We start from the raw sequence: 20584 nt of genomic DNA on the forward strand, positions 1-20584 counted from the left end.
GGCAATGCGTAAAGACAAGAAGCAGCTGATTGGTGACGAGATCGGCGACGAGCAGATCAAGTTGTTCCTGGATTTCGAACCGGTCGACGCCACTTCGCCGTCGCTGCACAAGCTGATCAAGGCTTACCGTGGCCTGCGTATCGACGACTTCGAGCGTTTTGTCGGCTTCTTCCTGGAGGCCGGTTACGACCTGAGCGGCAAGGACGAGCACGGCAATGATTTCGTCGCCCTGATCCGTGACCAGCGCAACGCGCCCGAGTACATCGAGATCATCGAGAAAGCCCGCGGCTGATGGTGGCCCGCCCATAAAAAAACGCCCCGAAGGGCGTTTTTTTATGCGCTTGATCTGTGTGGGAGCGGGCTCTGCCCGCGAAGACTGCGCCGCCGTGTATCTGACGCAGCGCGGTGCTCTTTTCGCGGGCAGAGCCCGCTCCCACAAAGTTTCAGGCGGCAGGGTCAGGCGTAGTGCTCTTCCGCGTTGGCCTGCGGGGCCAACTCCAGCGCCGCATCGCTCTGGGCGCTGACACGGCGGTACAGCGCCGCGTCGGTTTCCAGGGCTTTTTCGCGGGCCGGGAAGATTTCCTTGAGCTTGGTGGTCCAGGCCTCGGAACGGTACTTCTCGGGGAAGCAGCGCTCGATCAGTTCCAGCATGATCGACACGGTCACCGAAGCACCAGGCGAGGCGCCCAGCAGGGCCGCCAGCGAGCCGTCGGCTGCCGACACCAGCTCGGTACCGAACTGCAGCACGCCGCCTTTCTTCGCGTCTTTCTTGATGATCTGCACGCGCTGGCCAGCCACTTCCAGGCGCCAGTCTTCGGCCTTGGCCTCGGGGTAGAAGCGGCGCAGGGATTCCAGGCGCTGCTCCATGGACTGCATCACTTCGCTCATCAGGTACTTGGTGAGGTCCATGTTGTCCCGCGCCACGGCCAGCATCGGGCCGATGTTGCCGGCACGCACCGACTTGGGCAGGTCCATGAACGAGCCATGCTTGAGGAACTTGGTGGTGAAGCCGGCGTACGGGCCGAACAGCAGCGAGGTCTTGCCGTCCACCACGCGGGTGTCCAGGTGCGGCACCGACATGGGCGGCGAACCCACCGCGGCCTGGCTGTAGACCTTGGCCTGGTGGTGCTTGACCACTTCCGGGTTGTCGCAACGCAGCCACTGGCCGCTGACCGGGAAGCCGCCAAAGCCTTTGCCTTCCTCGATGCCCGACTGCTGCAGCAGCGGCAAGGCGGCGCCGCCGGCGCCCAGGAAGACGAACTTGGTGTCGACTTTACGGCTGTTGCCGGTGTTGACGTCCTTGATGGTCACGGTCCAGCCGCTGCCGTTGCGGGTCAGGTCGGTGACGCGCTTGCAGTACTTGACCTGGGCATCGGGGCCGCTGGCCAGGTGCTTGAGCAGCTTGTTGGTCAGGGCGCCGAAGTTGACGTCGGTGCCATGCATCACGCGGGTGGCGGCGATGGCCTGGTCGGCGGGGCGACCGGGCATCATCAGCGGCATCCACTGGTTCATGGTGGCCTTGTCTTCGGTGTACTCCATGTCGGCGAAGGCGTGATGCTGTTTGAGCATCTCGTAACGCTTCTTCAGGAAGTCGATGCCCTTGTCGCCCTCGACGTAGCTCAGGTGCGGAACCGGGTTGATGAAGGCACGGGCCGAGCCGAAGGTGCCTTGCTTGGCCAGGTAGGCCCAGAACTGCTTCGACACTTCAAACTGCGCATTGATGTGCACGGCTTTCTTGATGTCGACCGAACCGTCCTTGGCCTGCGGCGTGTAGTTCAGCTCGCAAAGGCCGGCATGGCCGGTACCGGCGTTGTTCCACGGGTTGGAACTTTCCGCGGCACCGGAGTCCATCAGCTCGACGACTTCCAGCTTGATCGTGGGGTCCAGCTCTTTGAGCAGTACGGCCAGGGTGGCGCTCATGATGCCGGCCCCTACCAATACCACGTCGACTGCTTCGTTATGCGCCATTAACGCGTCTCCAAAATCTTCAGCACCAAATTGACAGCACGGCTTCCCGGTACACATCAGCAGGCCAGGAGTGCCATGTCCGACTTTTCGCAAAAATCGCAAGCTTGTGCGGACGCTACCAACCGGTCCAAACCAGTCCCTATGAACTCATTTTCGGACCCGGTGGGCAATTCGACCAAGGTCAATGCGCCCGCGTTGCCATCAATCGACCTCAGGCTCCTGACAGGCAGGCGCGGCACGGCCGACCGTACGGTGCTGAACCGGACGTTGTTAATGCATGTACAGATGCAAAACTGTTCATTTGCTCGCCACACTCTTGTGAAGTAGTGAAAACCGTTTTTTTCACGCTCTTTTGGAGTCGTGAACCTCAAAAAGGCTGCCATGAAGACGCGGGGCAGCGGCAGGTCCAGCGAGGGGCGAGGGTGCCGAAAAGCGCGGGCACACTGGCATCAATGGCCTGTGTGGGCGGCTCTCTGTGGGCTTTGGGAGGCTGGATGCAGGGCATCAGCGGTGTTGCGGGGCCCGATCAGGAGACGTCCTTATAATCGGGGGGAGATTATAACGATGAAACGCGCAGAAAAGATCTTTATTCGTGGAGTTTTCTTGCGCCGAAGGTCAAGCGGCGGTGCCGTGACCGATTATCGCACCCTTATGTCGCACGGCCGCTGCCAGCATGATGACTTTTCCTACATTTGCGCCACTAGGTGCAACGCTGGTTCCTGACACGCGGGCACCGTTATACTGACGTCCTATCAATGCCTATTCCTGGAGAGATGAGCATGTTGCAACGCCTGTTGTTCGGTTTGATCGCTGTGACCACCCTGACCTTGGCCGGGTGCGCCAACAGTCCGCAGCAACTCAGCCCGCAACCCGTGCTGAACTCGCAACTGGCTCCTGTCGGCCAGGGCCAGCCAGTGGTGGTTCGCGTGGTGGATGGTCGTCCATCGCCAACCCTGGGTACCCGTGGCGGCCTGTACCCGGAAACCAGCGCGGTGACCGTCAACGCCAATGACGTGATCCCCAAGCTGCAGGCCCAGGCCGAAGCGGCCGTGCGCCTGCTGGGCTACACCCCGACGCCTAACGCCGGCGGTGCCCCGGTGCTGACCGTGACCCTGGCCAGCCTGACCTACCAGTCGCCCAAGGAAGGCATGTACGTGACCGAGGCCACCATTGGCGCCAACTTCCGTGCTGACGTGAACAACAACGGTCGTCACTACGCTGGCGCCTACGGTGCTTCGCTGAACCAGCGTTTCGGCATGGCGCCGAACGTGGACACCAACACCAAGCTGGTCAGCGACGTGTTGAGCGACGCCCTGACTCGCCTGTTCAAGGACCCAAGCATCGGCCGCACCCTGGGTAACTGATGACCCCAGCGGTACAAAAAAGCCCGCGTCCCTTCACAGGGGCGCGGGCTTTTTCATGGCTGCGGTTCAGGCGGCTTCGGCGTACAGCTCCAGGAAACTGATGCCGGTCTCGACGTCCAGTTCCGGGCAATCGTCGTGGGCGCAGCCGGCCAGGGCGCAGTACACCAGCCAGTGGCGGTCGTGGACGTTGAAGGATAAGCCGTTGATCAGAGCTTCCTGCTCTTCACTTGGGGTGACCAGATACAGACGATCCTGATTCTGTGCGTGCAACATGACCAGCTCCGTGGCAGTGGCGAGGGAGCATAGAGTGACGGGTTGTGATGACGGGGGTGTGACGCAGGTCAATGTTTAAACCTGTAGCCGCTGCCGCAGGCTGCGCTGGCCCTGTGCCTCACTGAAGATTTTCAGTGTTCTCAGGGGCCAGCGCAGCGTGGCGGCAGCGGCTACGGGGTTACAGCGGCAAGCCGGCTTTCACACGGTACTGGTTACGCACCGGGGTGGCGTATTGCAATACCAGGTAGGGACGTTGCTCTTCCGGGCATGCTTCAAGGCGACGTGCCCACTCGGCACGTGCCTTTTCCAATTCCTCGGCACCAAACACTTCGCTGGCCGCCGGCACCGCCAGGCTCGCATCGGCATCGGCCCACTGGGCATACGCGAGGTAGTGCGCCGGGAACAGGCGATAGCCCGCCAGGATCTGCCGATCGATCTCGGCCGCCAGCAGCTTGGTATCCTCGAACGCCTGGCTGATGGGCGGGGCAAAGTTGATGTGCACCCGGCCTTTGTAGCCAGTGATGCCCTGGGCGATGCTGATGTCGTCCTCGCCCGGCGCCTTCTTGTAGGTGCCGGTGGTGGCGCGGGTGTACAGCTCGCGGGCCTTGGCCAGGTCGCACGGGTCGTACTCGTAGCTGATCGACACCGGGGTCAGGTTCAGCGACTGAATCACTTCGCCGAAGGCTTCATCCTTGCGGCTCATGTGGAACATCTTCAGGATCGCCGAATCGGTGCGGTCGTCACCGTCCTTGGCGCGGCCTTCGGCCTGGGCGATCCAGATCGATTGGCAGTCATTGCGGATTGAATGGTTGATGTACGCCGACAGCAGCTGATACGCCGCCAGCTTCTCGCGGCGGCCGCTGATGGAGCGGTGCACGATGAAGCTCTTGTTCAGGCGCATCAGGTCGCTGACGAAGGGCTTCTGCAGCAGGTTGTCGCCAATGGCGATGCGCGGCGTGGGCAGGCCGGCGTGGTACACGGCGTAGTTGACGAAGGCCGGGTCCATCACGATGTCCCGGTGGTTGGCCAGGAACAGGTAGGCACTGCCGGACTTGAACTGCTCGACGCCGGTGTAGGTCACACCGTCAGTGGCACGATCAATGGTGTGATCCACGTAGACTTCGACTTTATCCTGCAAGGTGGCGACACTTTCGATGCCGGCGAACTCGCGACGCAGCCGATGAGCTATAAGAGGTTTGAGCAGCCAGCCGAATGCACCGGCCATGCGCGGGAAGCGGAAGTGGGTGAGGATATCGAGGAACGCCGGGTCGCTGAGCAGTCGTGCCAGAACGGCAGGGACTTCGGCGTCGTCGTACGGTCGGATGGCATCGAATTCGCCCATCATGCTCTCTTGTTGGAAACGGCTAGGGTAATGAAGTAGGGCGCAACTATAGCCCTTCAAATAGACCGGCGATTATACGCACAAGTCACTACCGGGAGACGGCCATGCTGCTTCAGGAAAGCGAAGACATCGAATGCCCTTACTGCGGTGAAACGATTCCGGTGCTGCTGGATTTGTCCGGGGGCGATCAGGAATACGTGGAAGACTGCTCGGTGTGCTGCAGGCCGATACGGTTCATATTGCAGGTACACGATGGCGAGTGGATGCTGGATGTGAAGGGCGAGAACGATTGATGCAACGTATTTATGATCCGGAAAGCCTGCTGGAAGCCGAAATGCTGTTGGGCATGCTCGACAGCGAAGGCGTGGCCGCGCACCTGGTGGGGCGCGACCTGGTGGGCGGTATCGGCGACCTGCCGGCCATCGGCCTGCTGGGCCTGACCGTGGCCAATGACCAGGCCGACTACGCACGTCAGCTCATCGCCGCGTACAATGCCGCCTTGCCGCTGCCGGGCGAAGAACCGGATAGTTTCCAGGGCGTGCTGGTGTGTTGAGCCGCGCGCCCGTCATCTGAAGAGTCTTTTGCCCCATGTGTGGACGTTACGCGCTGTTTCGCTGGTCGCCGGCCTTCGCCGCCTTGCCCGGCTTCCCTGCCGATCAGCAGGCGCAATGGAACATCTCGCCCGGTGATTCGGTGCTGATGCAGCGCAACCTTGACGGCAAGCTGCAACTGGATCGCGCCCGCTGGGGCCTGACCCCGCCGTGGCTTACCGACCTGTCACGCACCCCCGCCCATGCCCGCGCCGAAACCGCCGCCGAACAGCCGATGTTCCGCGAGGCCTTGCGGCTGCGGCGCTGCCTGCTGCCGGCCAACGGCTTTTATGAGTGGCGTGGCAATGTGCGCAAGCGGCCGTACTGGCTGACGCCGGGGGAGGGCAGCTCGCTGTTTTTCGCGGCAGTGTGGGAGGCGTATCCGGTGCAGGAGCAGGTGTGGTTGAGCACGGCGGTGGTGACCCAGGCGGCGATGAATCAGCGCAGGCCGCTGATTCTGGATGCGGCCGGGCAGGCTGCCTGGCTTGATCCACAGACGCCGTTGCCGGTGCTGCAATCGATGCTGGCCAGCAACCCCATCGCCTTGCGCGAAAGGCCGCTGGCCAACCTGGTGAACGATCCCAAGCTCAATGCGCCGGAGTGCCTGACCCCAGCTTAGGCGGTGCTGCTGACGCGGCCTGTCGGCCGCTGCTACACAACCTCTGTAGCAGCTGCCGAAGGCGGCGTCAGCAGGCAACGCGGATCGTCAGCCCACCCAACCGCTGATCTGCATGGCCTTGTACACGGCTACCACCGCCAGCACCACGAAGGCGGTTGCCGCCAGGCGACGAATCAGCGTCAACGGCAGCTTCTCGGCAGCAAAGTTACCCGCCAACACCACCGGCACGTTGGCCAGCAACATACCCAGGGTAGTACCCAGAATCACCAGCAGCAGGTGCGGGTATTGCGCCGCCAGCATCACCGTGGCCACCTGGGTCTTGTCGCCGATTTCGGCCAGGAAGAACGCAATCAGAGTGGTCAGGAACGGCCCGAACTTGCGCGCGGTGCTGGCTTCGTCGTCGTCCATTTTGTCCGGCACCAGGGTCCACAGCGCAGTGGCGGTGAAGCTGGCGGCCAGGATCCAGTGCAACGTGGCATCGGAGAAGAAACTGCCGAACCAGGCCCCCACGGCACCGGCGGCGGCGTGGTTGGCAAGGGTGGCGGCGACGATACCGGCAATGATCGGCCATGGCTTGCGGAAACGCGCAGCCAGGATCAAGGCGAGCAATTGAGTCTTGTCGCCGATCTCCGCCAGGGCAACGATCGCGGTAGGGACAAGAAGTGATTCCAGCATCAGGATTTCCTATGGGGGCGGGTCGACACGGCTATGACACGTACAGCCTCCCCGCCCCGGGTAAGGTGTGCGTGTCATAGGTCTTGTCAAACCCTGAGCCCGTCTGATGCGGACTGCGAGGTCGCATGCGCCATGGTCTGTGGACCAAGTATGTTGACGCATGCCATGCAAGCGATGGTGCTTGCGGGAGACTACTCCCCTAGGACGGAGCGGATTCTGCCTAGGGAATTTCATTTGGGCAAGCGAAGATTTTACTCAGCGTGTTGCCTGGTAGATCTTGAAACCCTGGCCTTCGGCGCGGGTGCGACAGGCGCCCAGATGCGTTTCGATCAGCGGTTGATAACGCAGGAAGCTGTTGGCGACAATTCGCAGTTCGCCACCTTTTTTCAGATGTTCTGCCGATTTTTTCAGCAAGTTCTCCGACGCTTGGTAGTTGGTGTGCACGCCGGTGTGGAACGGTGGGTTGCTGACAATGGCGTCCAGATACAGCGGTGCGGCATCGATGCCATCGCCGGTGATCACCTCGCCTTCCAGGCCATTGGCTTGCAGGGTCAGGCGACTGCTGGCCGCCGCGAAGGCGTCCACGTCCAGCAGGGTCAACTGGCTTTGCGGGTAACGACGCTTGAGGCTGGCGCCCACCACGCCGGCGCCGCAACCGAAGTCCAGCACGTGGCCTTTGGGCAGCTCGTCGATGTGCTCCAGCAGCAGGGCGGTGCCGCGGTCCAGGCGGCCATGGCTGAACACGCCGGGCAGGCTGATGACCGTCAGCGGGCCGTCGGGCAGGGCCAGTTCGTAGCGCTGGGCCAGGCTGTGCAGCTCGACGGCGGCGGGGGCCGTGTCGATAGTGACTTGCCACAGCTGGCAGTGACGGGCGCTGTCGAGCTTGCGCGGTTTGCCCAGGGTTTGCAGCTGCTTGGCCGCGCCTTCGATACCCCCGCGCTTCTCGCCCACCACGAACAGCGTCTTGCCACCCAGGCGCGAAGCCAGGGCGTTAAGCAGGTAATTGGCAAGCTCCCGGGACTTGGGCAGGAACAGCACGGCGGCGTCGAAATCGCCTTCCGGCGCCTGGGTGCCGAAGTGGCTGCGCTGGCCAAAACGCCCGCTCAGGGCGTTGTGATCGCCCGCGTGCCAGCACCAGCCATGGGCGTCGGGCAGTGTGCCAAGCAGGTCATCGGCGGGCAGGCCGGCCAGCAGCAGGCGGCCCTGGAACAAGTCGGCCTGGCGAAGCAGCACTTCACTGCGCGGGTCCATGGTGGGGGGCTCCTGGTCAAAAACCGGCGATTCTACCAGAGCCGCCTCCGGTCAGTTGACCTGGCGCAGCGCAGTGCCGCTGAAATGCGCGTGGGCGCTTTCGGCCACTTGGGCGACGATGCGCTGGCGCGCCTCGCGGCTGCCCCAGGCGCTGTGCGGGGTGATGATCAGGCGCGGGATATCGTCGGCCAGCAGCGGGTTGCCGTTGACCGGCGGCTCCACGCTGAGCACGTCGGTGGCGGCGCCGCCCAGGTGCCCGGCGCGCAGGGTATCGGCCAGGGCCTGCTCGTCGATCAGGCCGCCGCGGGCGGTGTTGACCACAAAGGCGCCGGGCTTGAGCAGGGCCAGTTCGGCGGCGCCGATCATGTTGCGGGTGCTGTCGTTGAGCGGGCAGTGCAGGGTCAGGGCATCCACCTGGGGCAGCAGCTCGCTCAAGGCCAGGCGGTCCTCGCGGGGCGGCCGGCCGGGCAGTTGGCCCAGCAGCACGCGCATACCGAACGCTTCGGCCAGGCGCGCCACGGCGCCGCCCAGCTCGCCATGGCCAAGCAGGCCCAGGGTTTTGCCTTCCAGTTCGACGATGGGGAAGTCCAGCAGGCAGAACTGGCTGGAACGCTGCCACTGACCGGCGGCGATGGCTTTCTGGTAGTCCGGCAGGCGCGTTGCCAAAGCCAACAGCAGCATCAATGTGTGCTGGGCCACCGACGGCGTGCCGTAGCCCTGGCAGTTGCACACGGCGATGCCGCGGGCGCGGGCGGCGGCCAGGTCGACGTTGTTGGTGCCGGTGGCGGTGATCAGGATCAGTTGCAGGTCGGGGCAGGCAGCGATGGTTTCGGCGTTGACCACTACCTTGTTGGTGATGATGACCTGGGCGTCGCGGCAGCGCTCGATGACCTGTTGGGGACTGGTGGCTCCATGCAGCTCCAGCGTGCCGAAGGCCTGGTGCAGCGGGGTCAGGTCAAGGTCACCCAGGTCCAGCGAGCTGTAGTCGAGAAACACGGCGCGGTGCAGATCGGTCATCGGTCGAACTCCTTGTTTGAAATATGAACATCACCGTAGCCGCTGCCGCCAGGCTGCGCTGGCCTTACGCTTCACTGGAGATCTCCAGCGTAAACAGGGGCCAGCGCAGCCTCGCGGCAGCGGCTACAGACTCTACCTGAATTTGAGAATGGGTTGGCTTTATGAAAATTAGCTGTTAGTTTTTCATGAAAATAAATCAATAAAAATTCACGGGCCGGTCCATGTTCAAGCAATCTGCGCAGCACGTGCATAGTTATTACGCCCAGACTTATCCACAGCCACTGCCCCTGCGGCGCTTTTTGCAGGGCTCGCATCAGGCCGATGTGTTGATCATCGGCGGCGGCTTCAGTGGCCTGCACACGGCGCTCAGGCTGGCGTTGGCGGGCCAGCGCGTGGTGCTGCTGGAGGCCAGCCGCCTGGCCTGGGCGGCGTCGGGGCGCAATGGTGGGCAGGCGCTGCTGGGCTGGTCGTGCGACATGGGCCCGCTGGAGCGCGGGCTGGGCCTGGCGCGGGCGCGGCAGCTGTGGGACAGCATGGTCTGGGCCAGCGAAGAGCTGCGCGACCTGCCGGCACGCCATGGTTTCGACGTCGACTATCGTCTGGGCAGCCTGTGGACGGCCGTGCGCGAGAGCCGTGTGGCGCAGTTGCGCGAGGCCCAGCAGGAAGCGCGCAGCAAATGGGGCGATGAACAGGTGCGCTTCATTGATCGCGATGAACTGGGCCAGTGGATCGACAGCCCCCGCTACCGCGCGGCGTTGTATGACCCGCGCGGCGCCCACCTCAACCCGCTGAAGCTGGCCCATGGCCTGGCAGGCGCCATCGAGCAGGCCGGCGGCCAGCTGTTCGAGCAAAGCCAGGTGCTGGGTTATCGACGCGACGGCCACGGTTTCGTCGCCCGCACCGCGCAGGGCGAGGTCAGTTGCCAGGTGCTGGTGCTGGCCTGCAACGCCTACCTGGACGGCCTGGATCGGCGTATCGCCAGCCGCGTGCTGCCGGTGGGCTCTTATCAGGTGGCCACCGAGCCGTTGAACCCGACGCTGGCGCAGTCACTGCTGCCGCGCAACAGCTGCGTGATCGACAACCAGTTCGTGCCCGATTACTTCCGCCTGACCCCCGACCACCGCCTGTTGTTTGGCGGTGGCTGCACCTACCTGGGCGGCATTCCCAAGGACGTCGCCCAGGCTACCCGGCCCTACCTGGAGCGCGCCTTCCCGCAGCTCAAGGGCGTGGCGCTGGACTACGCCTGGGGCGGCCATATCGATATCAGCATGAAACGTACCCCCGACGTCGGCCGCGATGGCCAGTGTTATTGGCTGCAGGGCTTTTCCGGCCACGGCGTACTGCCCACCCTGGCGGCAGCACGGGCGGTCAGCGATGCCATCGGCGGCGATTCGCGGTTGCTCGACCTCTACCAGGCCCTCGACAATCCGCGCTTCCCCGGCGGCCGCTGGCTGGCCGCCCCCCTGGAAGCCGCAGGCAAGGCCTGGTACCGGTTACGCGACGTCATTTAATGGATTCAACGATGAACATGCAGGCAGAAATCGAAGGTCTGGCGATCCTGATTCGCGACCTTCGCAAACACAAGAACCTCACCCTGGGCGAATTGGCCAAGCGCATCGATCGCTCGGTGGGCTTCCTCTCCCAGGTGGAGCGAGGCCTGTCACGTCCCACGGTGGCCGACCTGACCGCCATCAGCGAGGCGCTGGGCGTGCCCACCACCTATTTCTACACCCTGGACACGCCCCGGGCGCAGCGTTGGGTGACCCGGCCTGGCGAGCGCCGCACCCTGTATTACGCCGGTGGCATCACCGATGTGCTGGCGTCGCCGACCATTGCCGGCGGCTTTTCCATGCTGGAAAGCCACCTGGCACCCGGCGCCACCAGTGGCGAAGGCCACCTCAACGACAGCTCCGAGCAGGGCGCCTTCGTGCTGGAAGGCGAGCTGACCGTGTGGCTGGACGGTGACGACACACCCGTGACCCTGTACCCCAACGACAGCTTCCAGCTGCCGCCCCATGCCCAGTTTCGCTACGCCAACCTCACCGACACAGCCACCCGAGTGCTCTGGGTGTTCAACTGATCGATAACAAGGACAACAACGATGAGCCCCGCCTATCCCGACCTGCTCAGTGAAGTGCGCGCCTTCCGCGCCAGCCACCCGCAGGTGCGTTACGTCGACCTGATCGCCCTGGACATCCCCGGGCATTTCTACGGCAAGCGTTACCCGGTCGAGATGCTGGAAAAGGTGGCGGCCGGCAGCCCCCTGAAGCTGCCGCAGAACTGCGTGCTGCTGGGCGCCCAGGGCGGGCTGCATGCCATCGGTGATTACTGCTTCAACGATGGCGACCCGGACGCGCCGCGCCGCCTGATCCCGGGCACTCTCAAACCGGTGCGCTGGGAAGGGCAGGCGTTGGGGCAGATGCTGATCAGCTCGGATGGCACCACGGCCCCCATCGAATTCGAGCCCCGCGAGGTGCTGGCGCGGGTAATGGAGCGCCTGGCCCGCAAGGGCATTCGCCCGGTGGTGGCGTTCGAACTGGAGTTCTATCTGTTCGACCGTGCCTTGAAGGACGGCTTGCCGCAGTTCCCCCGCGACGGCGCCACGGGCGATGAAGACGACCAACCGAACATGCACATCGAGCGCCTGTCACGCTTCGCCCCTGTGCTGCACGACATGGTCGAGGCGGCCAACGAGCAGGGCGTGGAGGCCAACGTGATCACCGCCGAACTGGGCCCCGGCCAGTTTGAAATCAACTTCGCCCACTGCGACGATGGCCTGCGGGCCGCCGACTGGGCGGCGCTGTTCTGCCGCAGCACCCGCGGCGTGGCGCTCAAGCACGGGCACCGGGCCAGCTTCATGAGCAAGCCCTACCTGCACGCGCCCGGCAGCGGCATGCATGTGCATGTCAGCCTCTACGATGACAAGGGCGACAACCTGCTGGCCGCGCAGGATCAGGCGCCATTGCGCCACGCGGTGGCCGGCTGCCTGGCCTTGCTGCCCCACTGCATGCCGATCTTCGCCGCCAACCACAACGCCTTCCGTCGTTACGGCGCCATGGTCAACGCCGCCAGCCGCGCCAGTTGGGGGTTCGAAGACCGTGACGCATGCATCCGCATCCCCGAGTCCGACCCGCGCAACCTGCGCATAGAACACCGCCTGGCCGGGGCGGATGCCAACCCGTATCTGGTGCTGGCAGCGATCCTGACCGGCATGGAGCATGGCCTGGAGGTGGGGCTGGAGCCTATCGCACCGCTGAACGAGAACCGCCACAGCGGCATCGATTTTCCCAAGGACATGCTGGATGCCGTTCGGCAGATGCAGGGGCACCCGGCGGTACGTGAGGGCCTGGGCAGCGAATTCGTGATGGTGTACTGCGAAAACAAGCGCCAGGACCACCTTGCGTTCCTCGACGAGATCGCCGCCCGCGAGTACCGCTGGTTCCTCTGATCGTCCTGTAGCCGCTGCCGCCAGGCTGCGCTGGCCCTTGTTTACGCTGGAGATCCCCAGTGGGGCATAGGGCCAGCGCAGCCTGGCGGCAGCGGCTACGGAAGATAAGGGCGAAACGCCAGCATCAGAAATCATTTCTCGCAATGATTATGCTGTGCCACAGAGGGTCTAAAGTGTGAAAGTATTTGCCATGCCTTTGCACTCAAGATAGGGATCCTCATGATGCAGACTCGCGTAATTCCGCCGGCCGATGGTGCTTACCAATACCCTCTGTTGATCAAGCGGCTGCTGTTGTCGGGCCGCCGTTACGAGAAAACCCGCGAGATTGTCTACCGGGATCAGCTGCGTTACACCTATTCCACGCTGTCCGAGCGCATCGCGCGCCTGGCCAACGTGCTGACCCAGGCAGGGGTCAAGGCCGGTGATACCGTGGCCGTGATGGACTGGGACAGCCATCGCTACCTGGAAGCGATGTTCGCCATCCCCATGATTGGCGCCGTGGTGCACACGGTGAACGTAAGGCTTTCACCCGAGCAGATCCTGTTCACCATGAACCACGCCGACGACAAGCTGGTGCTGGTCAACAGTGATTTCGTCGGCCTGTACCAGGCCATCGCACCGCACCTGACCACGGTCGAGAAGACCATCCTGCTGACCGACGGTGCCGAGAAGACCGCCGAGCTGCCGAATCTGGTCGGTGAGTACGAGCAACTGCTGGCAGCCGCCAGCACCAGCTATGACTTCCCGGATTTCGACGAAAACTCGGTCGCCACCACCTTCTACACCACCGGTACCACCGGCAACCCCAAGGGCGTGTATTTCACCCACCGCCAGCTGGTGCTGCACACCCTGAGCCTGGCCACCGTCACCGGCAGCGTCGACAGCACCCGCTTCATGGGCACCAATGACGTGTACATGCCCATCACCCCGATGTTCCACGTGCATGCCTGGGGCGTGCCTTACGTGGCCACTATGCTGGGCATCAAGCAGGTCTACCCGGGGCGTTACGAGCCGGACATGCTGTTCAACCTGTGGCAGCGCGAGAAGGTCACCTTCTCCCACTGCGTGCCCACCATCCTGCAGATGCTGCTCAACTGCAAAAACGGCCAGGGCCAGGACTTCGGCGGCTGGAAGATCATCATCGGTGGCAGCTCCCTGAACCGTGCCCTGTACGAAGCGGCCAAGGGGCGTGGCATCCAGCTGACCGCCGCGTACGGCATGTCGGAAACCTGCCCGCTGATCTCTGCGGCGCACATCACCGAAGAGCTGCTGGCGGGCCTGGAAGACGATCGCACTACTTACCGCATCAAGGCCGGCGTGCCCGTGCCGCTGGTGGAACCGGCGATCATCGACGCCGAGGGCAACTTCCTGCCCCACGACGGCGAAACCCAGGGTGAACTGGTGCTGCGCGCGCCGTGGCTGACCATGGGCTATTTCCGCGAACCGGAAAAAGGCGCCGAGCTGTGGAAAGGCGGCTGGTTGCACACCGGTGACGTCGCCACCCTGGATGACAACGGTGTGATCGACATTCGCGACCGCATCAAGGACGTGATCAAGACCGGCGGTGAATGGGTATCGTCGCTGGAGCTCGAAGACCTGGTCAGCCGCCACCCCGCCGTGAAGGAGGTGGCCGTGGTGGGCATCGCCGATGCACAGTGGGGCGAGCGGCCGTTCGCGTTGCTGGTGGTGCGCGAGGGGCAGAGCGTCGATGCCCAGGGGTTGAAGGACCATCTGCAACCGTTCGTTGCCCAGGGCCACATCAACAAATGGGCCATCCCCAGCCAGATCGCGGTAGTGCCGGAGATTCCGAAGACCAGCGTGGGCAAGCTGGACAAGAAGAAGATCCGCCTGGACATCGCCGAATGGCAGGCCAGCAACAGCAGCCTGTTGTCCACCCTCTGACGCTTGTAGCCGCTGCCGCCAGGCTGCGCTGGCCCGTGTTTACGCTGGAGATCTCCAGTGGGGTTTAGGCCCAGCGCAGCCTGGCGGCAGCGGCTACAGGTCTTACACCCTGAGCTGATTCGGCTGACAGCGGCACCGCATCTCCCCTCGATACTGTTCATTCCTTTGTCCAAACAAGGGAATGAACATGACGCACGCAACAACCCTGCGCATCGGGCTGTTCTTCGACGGTACCGGCAACCACGCTGCCAACGCGCTGTTCGATGACGCCACACCCTCTGATCGCGGCGGCAGCCATGCCTCGGCGTTTACCAATATCCACAAGCTTTGCCAGCTGTACAGCGGCGCGCAGGCGATCTACGTCCCAGGCATCGGCACCGACGCCGGCCAGGCGGACAGCCTGATTGGCAGCGCCTTTGGACGGGGGCGCACCGGTGTCCTGGCGCGCTCCGAATACGCCGTGGCGCAAGTGCGGCAGAGGCTCACCGCAAACACCTCGCTCACGGTTGACCTGTTCGGTTTCAGCCGTGGCGCGGCGGCGGCGCGGCACTGCGCCAACCAGCTAGCTCGCCTGCCCGGCGTGCAGATGGGCTTCATCGGCCTGTTCGACACCGTGGCGGCAGTGGCTGGCGCGGTGAAGCTGGACCTGCACCTGGACCCCGCACGCTTCCCCCGGGTGGTGCAGCTGGTGGCCCGCGACGAGCGCCGCCAGCACTTTGCCCTGGCCCAGTTGTGCCACGGGCACACCGAGCTCGAAGTGCCGGGCGCCCACGCCGACATCGGTGGCGGCTACCTGGCCCTGGAGCAAGAGAAGCTGTTGATCTGGCCCATGCAGGCACTCACCGTGGGCGGCGGCACTCAGGTGCACACCACGTCCATCTACCGCCACGCCGATCAGGAGCGGCAGCTGTGGCTGGCACGGGGTTGGCCCGCTGATTGGCTGCAGGTGGTCACGCCCCCGGCAACGCTGGTCGCCGAGCGCAATCAGCCGCCGCAAAAGCAGGTGTATGCGGCTACCCAACTACAGCGAGAAGTGCGCGGTGAGCTATCGCGCGTGTACCTGAGGGTGATGCATGCTTTGGCGCTGACCGGCGGCGTGCCATTGCAGGCGATACCATCGACGGCCGAGCATGCCTTGCCGACTGAGCTGCACGCGTTGGAAAAGCGCTTCATGGCCGGAAAATTCGCGCTCAGCGCGGACGAAGAGCGTCTGCTGATGCTCACCTACATCCATGTCTCCGCGCACTGGAACCAGCCGGCAGGCCTGCAAGGCAATGCCCCGCGCCTGGGTACCCGCGCCCTGTGCATCAACGCCCCCACCGTCGACGGCATCCGCGTGCGCCACCGCCATTGAGCTGTAGCCGCTGCCGCCAGGCTGCGCTGGCCCGTCGCCTCGCTGGGGATCTTCAGTGACCACAAGGGCCAGCGCAGCCTGCGGCAGCGGCTACAGCCCGGTTGCAAGCCCTGCGTGGCTAGCGTCAAATCGCTCTAAAGTCGGTACCAGAACAGGAACACCCCATGCCCCTCATCCGCGAAACCTTCCCCGTCGGCCCGCTGCAGTGCAACTGCACCATCATCGGCGACCCCATCACCAAAAAGGCCATCGTCGTCGACCCCGGCGGCAACCCCGACCTGATCATGGCCCGCCTCGACGCCCATGGCCTTAAGGTGGTGAGCATCATCCACACCCACGCCCACCTGGATCACTTCCTGGCCTCGGGCCAGTTGAAGGAAAAAACCGGCGCCACCCTGCACCTGCACAAGGAAGACCAGTTCCTGTGGGACAACCTGGAAATGCAGTGCCAGATGTTCGGCGTGCCCTACACCCCGGTGCCGCCGCCCGACCATTGGCTGGGTGACGACGAGGAGCTGGCCTGCGGCTGCGGCGTGGCGTTGCACACACCTGGCCACACGCCAGGCTCGATGAGTTTCTGGTTTGCCGACGCCAAGCTGCTGATCGCCGGCGACACGCTGTTTCGTCGTGGCATTGGCCGCACGGATTTGTGGGGTGGCGATCAGCGGACTATCGTTCGTTCGATCAAGGAGCGTTTGTACTGCCTGGATGAGGATGCAACGGTGGTGACCGGGCATGGTCCGGACACCCGTCTGGGTGATGAGATGCGTGAAAATCCATTCGTTCGTAACTGAATGTATCTTCACTGAATTATTTCGTGTCCAGATGCTCTAATCCGCGCAGCAGTCCGTTTTGCCAACAGCCGCTGCTTCACAACTGTAAGTACAGGAGTCTCCTGAATGTCGCGTCGTCTCATTATCGTCGCCACCGCCGTTGCCTTGCTGGCCGGCTGCGCGTCGCAAAACCCTTATGACAGCCAAAGCCAGGATTCTGGCTCGGGCATGAGCAAGACCGCCAAGTACGGTGGCCTGGGTGCCCTGGCAGGCGCGGTGGCCGGTGCGGCCATCGACCACAACAACCGTGGCAAGGGCGCGCTGATCGGCGCCGCCGTGGTAGGCGCTGGCGCTGCCGGCTATGGCTACTATGCCGACAAGCAAGAGAAGGCCCTGCGTGCCTCGATGGCCAACACCGGTGTGCAGGTGCAGCGCGAGGGTGACCAGATCAAGCTGATCATGCCGGGCAACATCACCTTCGGCACCGACTCGTCGGCCATCGCGCCAAGCTTTTACTCGCCGCTGAACAACCTGGCCGGTTCGTTCAAGCAGTACAACCAGAACCTGATCGAGATTGTCGGCTACACCGACAGCACCGGCAGCCGCCAGCACAACATGGACCTGTCCCAGGCCCGTGCGCAGAGCGTGGCCACCTACCTGACCTCGCAGGGCGTGGACCCGTCGCACGTGTCGGTGCGCGGTGCAGGTCCCGATCAGCCGATCGCCAGCAACGCCGACGCCAATGGGCGTGCGCAGAACCGCCGGGTAGAGGTGAACCTCAAGCCGTTGCCGGGCGCGCAGTACCAGCAGCAGTAAACAAAAATCCCGCCCTAAGGCGGGATTTTTGTTTCACCCTGTGGGACCGGGCGAAGCCCGGGAAAAGGCTCCGCGGATAAACTGTTGCACCGCAGCGGCCTTTTCCCGAGCTTCGCCCGGTCCCACAGGGAAAGATCCTCAGTGTTTCATCTTCTCCAGCAACGCATCCTTCGCCACCCACAGCTCAGTCACCCACTGCTGAAACTGCGCCCGGTACTGCACATCCTGGTCGTAGCTACGGCCAATGAACTGCGCCGGAATGGCGATCTCCTCAAGTTGCACCGTCACCTTGCCCACCCGCCCGCACAGCAGGTCCCAGAACCCAGGGCGGCCTTCGGGATAGTCGATGGTCACGTTGATGATCGACTCCAACTGCTCGCCCATGGCATCCAGCACAAAGGCAATGCCGCCGGCCTTGGGCTTGAGCAGGTGCCTGAACGGCGACTGCTGCGCGGCATGCTTGCCCGGCGTGAAGCGCGTGCCTTCGGCGAAGTTGAAGATGGCCGTGGGCTTGCCGGCGAATTTGGCGCAGGTGCGGCGCGTGGTTTCCAGGTCCTTGCCTTGCTTCTCCGGGTGCTTGGCCAGGTAAGCCTTGGAGTAGCGCTTCATGAACGGGAAGCCCAATGCCCACCACGCCAGGCCTATCACCGGCACCCAGATCAGTTCCTGCTTGAGGAAGAACTTCAGCGGGCGGATGCGCCGGTTCAGCACGTACTGCAACGCCAGGATGTCCACCCAGCTCTGGTGGTTGCTGGTGATCAGGTAGGAGTGTTCGTAGTCCAGGCCCTGCAGCCCGCTGACCTGCCAGCGCGTGCCGCACAGCAGCTTCATCCAGCCCTTGTTGAAGGTGATCCACAGTTCGTGGATGTGCCGTAGCAGCTCGTCGGTTACACGCTGCGCCGCCGGGAACGGCAGGCACAGCTTGAACAGGCTGACGATAAACAGTGGCGTACAGCACAGCACGGTATTGCACGCCAACAGCAGCGAGGCGATCACGCCTCGCAGTGGCGGTAGAAAGTCCTTCATGGGGCGTCCTGATTATCCAGGCTACGGTGGGCCTGTATGGCGGTGAGGGCGATGGTGTAGACGATGTCGTCGACCTGGGCGCCGCGCGGCAAATCGTTGACCGGCTTGCGCAGGCCTTGCAGCATGGGGCCCAGGCTGACGCAGTCGGCGCTGCGCTGCACGGCCTTGTGCGTGGTGTTGCCGGTGTTCAGGTCGGGGAATACAAACACCGTGGCACGGCCGGCGACGTCGCTGTCGGGGGCCAGTTGCCGGGCGATGGTTTCATTGGCGGCGGCATCGTACTGCAGCGGCCCGTCGATCAACAGATCGCGCTGGGTTTCGCGGGCCAGCAGGGTGGCTTCGCGGACCTTCTCGGCGTCGTCGCCGCTGGCAGAATCGCCGCTGGAGTAGCTGATCATCGCCACCCGCGCCGGTATGCCGAAAGCCTCGGCGGAGTCGGCGCTCTGGCGGGCGATTTCGGCCAGCTCCGCCGCGCTTGGGTGCGGGTTCATCACGCAGTCGCCGTACACCAGCACCTGGTCGGGGAACAGCATGAAGAACACCGACGACACCAGGCTGCAGCCCGGCGCGGTCTTGATCAGTTGCAGCGCCGGGCGGATGGTGTTGGCGGTGGAATGCACCAGGCCCGAGACCAGGCCGTCGACCTCGTCCAGGGCCAGCATCATGGTGCCGATCACCACGTTGTCTTCCAGCTGTTGTTCGGCCATGGGCGCGTTGAGGCTTTTGCTTTTGCGCAGGGCGACCATGGGTTCCACGTAGCGGCCGCGAATGGCTTCCGGGTCGAGAATTTCCAGGCCTTCGGGCAACACGATGCCCTGGGCGCTGGCCACTGCATGCACGTCCTCAGGCTTGGCCAGCAGCACGCAGCGGGCAATGCCACGGGCCTGGCAGATGGCGGCGGCCTGCACCATCAACGGCTCGGCGCCTTCGGGCAGCACCACGCGCTTGTTGGCGTGCTGGGCGCGCTGGATCAGCTGGTAGCGGAACACCGCCGGCGACAAGCGCAGTTCCCGTGGCGTGCCGCAGCGCTGGTGCAGCCAGTGGGCGTCGAGGTGGCTGGCGACGAAGTCGGTGATGATCTCGGCGCGCTCGCGGTCGTCGATGGGGATTTCCTTGTTCAACTGGTTGAGCAAGGTGGCGGTGTCGTACGAGCCGGTGCTCACCGACAACACCGGCAGGCCCGCCTGCAGGGCACCGCGGCACAGTTCCATCAGGCGCGGGTCGGGCACGGTGTCGCTGGTCAGCAGCAGGCCGGCCAGGGGCACACCGTTGAGGGCGGCCAGGCTCACGGCCAGGATAATGTCGTCGCGATCGCCCGGGGTCACCACCAGCACGCCCGGCTTGAGCAGTTGCAGGGTGTTGAGCACGGTGCGCGCGCAGATGATGATTTTCGACATGCGCCGGGTGTCGTAGTCACCGGCGTTGATCACCTGGGCGCCCAGCAGTTCGGCCACGTCGCGGGTGCGCGGCGCGTTGAGGTCGGCCTGGTAGGGAATGCAGCCCAGCAGGCGGAAATCGCCGCCACGCAGCAGGGGGGAGTGCTCCTTGAGACGCGCGGCGAAGGCTTCCAGGCTTTCGTCGGTGCGCACCTTGTTGAGGATCACGCCCAGCACCTTCGGGTCGCGCGGGCCACCGAACAATTGCGCTTGCAGTTCCACCCGCCCGGACAGTTCGGTCAGCGCTTCGGTCTCGCTGGCGGCCGACACCAGAATCACGTCGGCGTCCATGCTTTTGGCCAGGTGCTGGTTGACCCGCGCGGCGTAGCTGGCGTGGCGGGTGGGCACCATGCCTTCGACGATCAGCACGTCCTTGCCCACGGCGGCCTGCTGGTACAGGGTGATGATTTCTTCCAGCAGCTCGTCCAGCTGGCCGTCGCCCAGCATGCGCTCCACATGGGCAAGGCCCAGGGGCTTGGGCGGGTTGAGGCCGTGGGTGCGGGCCATCAGTTCGGTGGAGCGTTCCGGGCCGGTGTCGCCAGGGTGCGGCTGGGCGATGGGCTTGAAGAAACCGACGGTCAGGCCGGCACGTTCAAGCGTGCGCACCAGGCCCAGGCTGATGGAAGTGAGGCCGACGCCGAAATCAGTTGGCGCGATAAAAAATGTCTGCATGCGAGCTTCCCGAAGTGAGCACTGCGCGGGCGTCGGCCTATGGCTGGCCGATCGCGAA

General features: G+C 64.1%; 20 protein-coding genes and 1 riboswitch. Of the genes, 12 read left to right on the forward strand and 8 right to left on the reverse strand.

What is annotated here, in order from left to right; all coding sequences use genetic code 11:
- The first annotated feature begins 4 nt into the window (after positions 1-4).
- The gene (locus ACZ9GA_RS01395) at positions 5-292 is read left to right on the forward strand and encodes a PA4642 family protein (RefSeq protein WP_027979135.1); all 288 of its coding nucleotides are present in this window, start codon (positions 5-7) and stop codon (positions 290-292) included.
- Between the two features lie 164 nt (positions 293-456).
- Here the strand turns inward: ACZ9GA_RS01395 and mqo are convergent, their stop codons facing one another.
- Positions 457-1968, reverse strand: coding sequence for a malate dehydrogenase (quinone) (mqo, locus tag ACZ9GA_RS01400; protein ID WP_457357677.1), 1512 nt, complete (start codon positions 1966-1968; stop codon positions 457-459).
- Between the two features lie 779 nt (positions 1969-2747).
- Here mqo and ACZ9GA_RS01405 point away from each other — a divergent pair.
- Positions 2748-3332, forward strand: coding sequence for a YajG family lipoprotein (locus ACZ9GA_RS01405; RefSeq protein ID WP_457357675.1), 585 nt, complete (start codon positions 2748-2750; stop codon positions 3330-3332).
- 66 nt (positions 3333-3398) lie between these two features.
- Here the strand turns inward: ACZ9GA_RS01405 and ACZ9GA_RS01410 are convergent, their stop codons facing one another.
- Together ACZ9GA_RS01410 and ACZ9GA_RS01415 are read right to left on the reverse strand one after the other, a co-directional pair.
- Complete coding sequence (locus ACZ9GA_RS01410; RefSeq protein ID WP_457357673.1) at positions 3399-3605, reverse strand: hypothetical protein; 207 nt, start codon at positions 3603-3605, stop codon at positions 3399-3401.
- A gap of 178 nt (positions 3606-3783) precedes the next feature.
- Positions 3784-4950 carry a 1-acyl-sn-glycerol-3-phosphate acyltransferase gene (locus ACZ9GA_RS01415; protein ID WP_457357671.1) on the reverse strand — a complete coding sequence of 389 codons (1167 nt, stop codon included), beginning with the start codon at positions 4948-4950 and terminating at the stop codon, positions 3784-3786.
- A 101-nt stretch (positions 4951-5051) separates the two neighbouring features.
- On the opposite strand from ACZ9GA_RS01415, the gene ACZ9GA_RS01420 reads away from it, so the two are divergent.
- From ACZ9GA_RS01420 to ACZ9GA_RS01430, 3 genes are read left to right on the forward strand one after another with little or no spacing between them, the layout of a single operon-like run.
- A complete protein-coding gene (locus ACZ9GA_RS01420; RefSeq protein WP_457357669.1) occupies positions 5052-5240 on the forward strand; it encodes a CPXCG motif-containing cysteine-rich protein in 189 nt (62 codons plus the stop codon).
- On the forward strand, positions 5240-5500 hold the full coding sequence (locus tag ACZ9GA_RS01425) for a putative signal transducing protein (protein ID WP_027979129.1): 261 nt from the start codon (positions 5240-5242) through the stop codon (positions 5498-5500). The genes ACZ9GA_RS01420 and ACZ9GA_RS01425 overlap by 1 nt, the downstream gene beginning before the upstream one ends.
- A gap of 35 nt (positions 5501-5535) precedes the next feature.
- A complete protein-coding gene (locus ACZ9GA_RS01430) occupies positions 5536-6156 on the forward strand; it encodes an SOS response-associated peptidase (RefSeq protein ID WP_457357667.1) in 621 nt (206 codons plus the stop codon).
- Positions 6157-6243: 87 nt separating this feature from the next.
- Here the strand turns inward: ACZ9GA_RS01430 and ACZ9GA_RS01435 are convergent, their stop codons facing one another.
- From ACZ9GA_RS01435 to ACZ9GA_RS01445, 3 genes are all read right to left on the reverse strand, one after another.
- The gene (locus tag ACZ9GA_RS01435; protein WP_457357665.1) at positions 6244-6831 is read right to left on the reverse strand and encodes a TMEM165/GDT1 family protein; all 588 of its coding nucleotides are present in this window, start codon (positions 6829-6831) and stop codon (positions 6244-6246) included.
- An 88-nt stretch (positions 6832-6919) separates the two neighbouring features.
- Positions 6920-7044, reverse strand: a riboswitch (yybP-ykoY riboswitch).
- 42 nt (positions 7045-7086) lie between these two features.
- A complete protein-coding gene (locus tag ACZ9GA_RS01440) occupies positions 7087-8082 on the reverse strand; it encodes a methyltransferase (RefSeq protein WP_457357663.1) in 996 nt (331 codons plus the stop codon).
- Between the two features lie 51 nt (positions 8083-8133).
- Positions 8134-9099: a 2-hydroxyacid dehydrogenase gene (locus ACZ9GA_RS01445; protein ID WP_457357661.1), complete on the reverse strand. Its 966-nt coding sequence runs from the start codon at positions 9097-9099 to the stop codon at positions 8134-8136.
- Positions 9100-9320: 221 nt separating this feature from the next.
- On the opposite strand from ACZ9GA_RS01445, the gene ACZ9GA_RS01450 reads away from it, so the two are divergent.
- The 7 genes from ACZ9GA_RS01450 (at position 9321) to ACZ9GA_RS01480 (ending at position 17392) form a co-directional block, all read left to right on the forward strand.
- On the forward strand, positions 9321-10610 hold the full coding sequence (locus ACZ9GA_RS01450; protein WP_457357660.1) for an NAD(P)/FAD-dependent oxidoreductase: 1290 nt from the start codon (positions 9321-9323) through the stop codon (positions 10608-10610).
- 11 nt (positions 10611-10621) lie between these two features.
- Positions 10622-11179: a helix-turn-helix domain-containing protein gene (locus tag ACZ9GA_RS01455; protein WP_457357658.1), complete on the forward strand. Its 558-nt coding sequence runs from the start codon at positions 10622-10624 to the stop codon at positions 11177-11179.
- 21 nt (positions 11180-11200) lie between these two features.
- Positions 11201-12547, forward strand: coding sequence for a glutamine synthetase family protein (locus ACZ9GA_RS01460; RefSeq protein WP_457357656.1), 1347 nt, complete (start codon positions 11201-11203; stop codon positions 12545-12547).
- A gap of 219 nt (positions 12548-12766) precedes the next feature.
- Positions 12767-14449, forward strand: a complete 1683-nt coding sequence (locus tag ACZ9GA_RS01465; protein ID WP_457357654.1) for a fatty acid--CoA ligase — start codon at positions 12767-12769, stop codon at positions 14447-14449.
- Positions 14450-14636: 187 nt separating this feature from the next.
- Positions 14637-15803 carry a T6SS phospholipase effector Tle1-like catalytic domain-containing protein gene (locus ACZ9GA_RS01470; RefSeq protein ID WP_457357652.1) on the forward strand — a complete coding sequence of 389 codons (1167 nt, stop codon included), beginning with the start codon at positions 14637-14639 and terminating at the stop codon, positions 15801-15803.
- Between the two features lie 164 nt (positions 15804-15967).
- Positions 15968-16597, forward strand: a complete 630-nt coding sequence (locus ACZ9GA_RS01475) for an MBL fold metallo-hydrolase (protein ID WP_027979120.1) — start codon at positions 15968-15970, stop codon at positions 16595-16597.
- A gap of 105 nt (positions 16598-16702) precedes the next feature.
- Positions 16703-17392: a YiaD family glycine zipper/OmpA-like lipoprotein gene (locus ACZ9GA_RS01480; protein WP_455921880.1), complete on the forward strand. Its 690-nt coding sequence runs from the start codon at positions 16703-16705 to the stop codon at positions 17390-17392.
- 138 nt (positions 17393-17530) lie between these two features.
- On the opposite strand, the gene ACZ9GA_RS01485 is transcribed toward ACZ9GA_RS01480, so the two are convergent.
- Together ACZ9GA_RS01485 and pta are read right to left on the reverse strand one after the other, a co-directional pair.
- A complete protein-coding gene (locus tag ACZ9GA_RS01485; protein ID WP_457357650.1) occupies positions 17531-18418 on the reverse strand; it encodes an acyltransferase in 888 nt (295 codons plus the stop codon).
- A complete protein-coding gene (gene pta, locus ACZ9GA_RS01490) occupies positions 18415-20526 on the reverse strand; it encodes a phosphate acetyltransferase (RefSeq protein ID WP_457357648.1) in 2112 nt (703 codons plus the stop codon). The genes ACZ9GA_RS01485 and pta overlap by 4 nt, the downstream gene beginning before the upstream one ends.
- Between the last annotated feature and the right edge of the window lie 58 nt (positions 20527-20584).

Source organism: Pseudomonas sp. TE3644 (assembly GCF_056278815.1).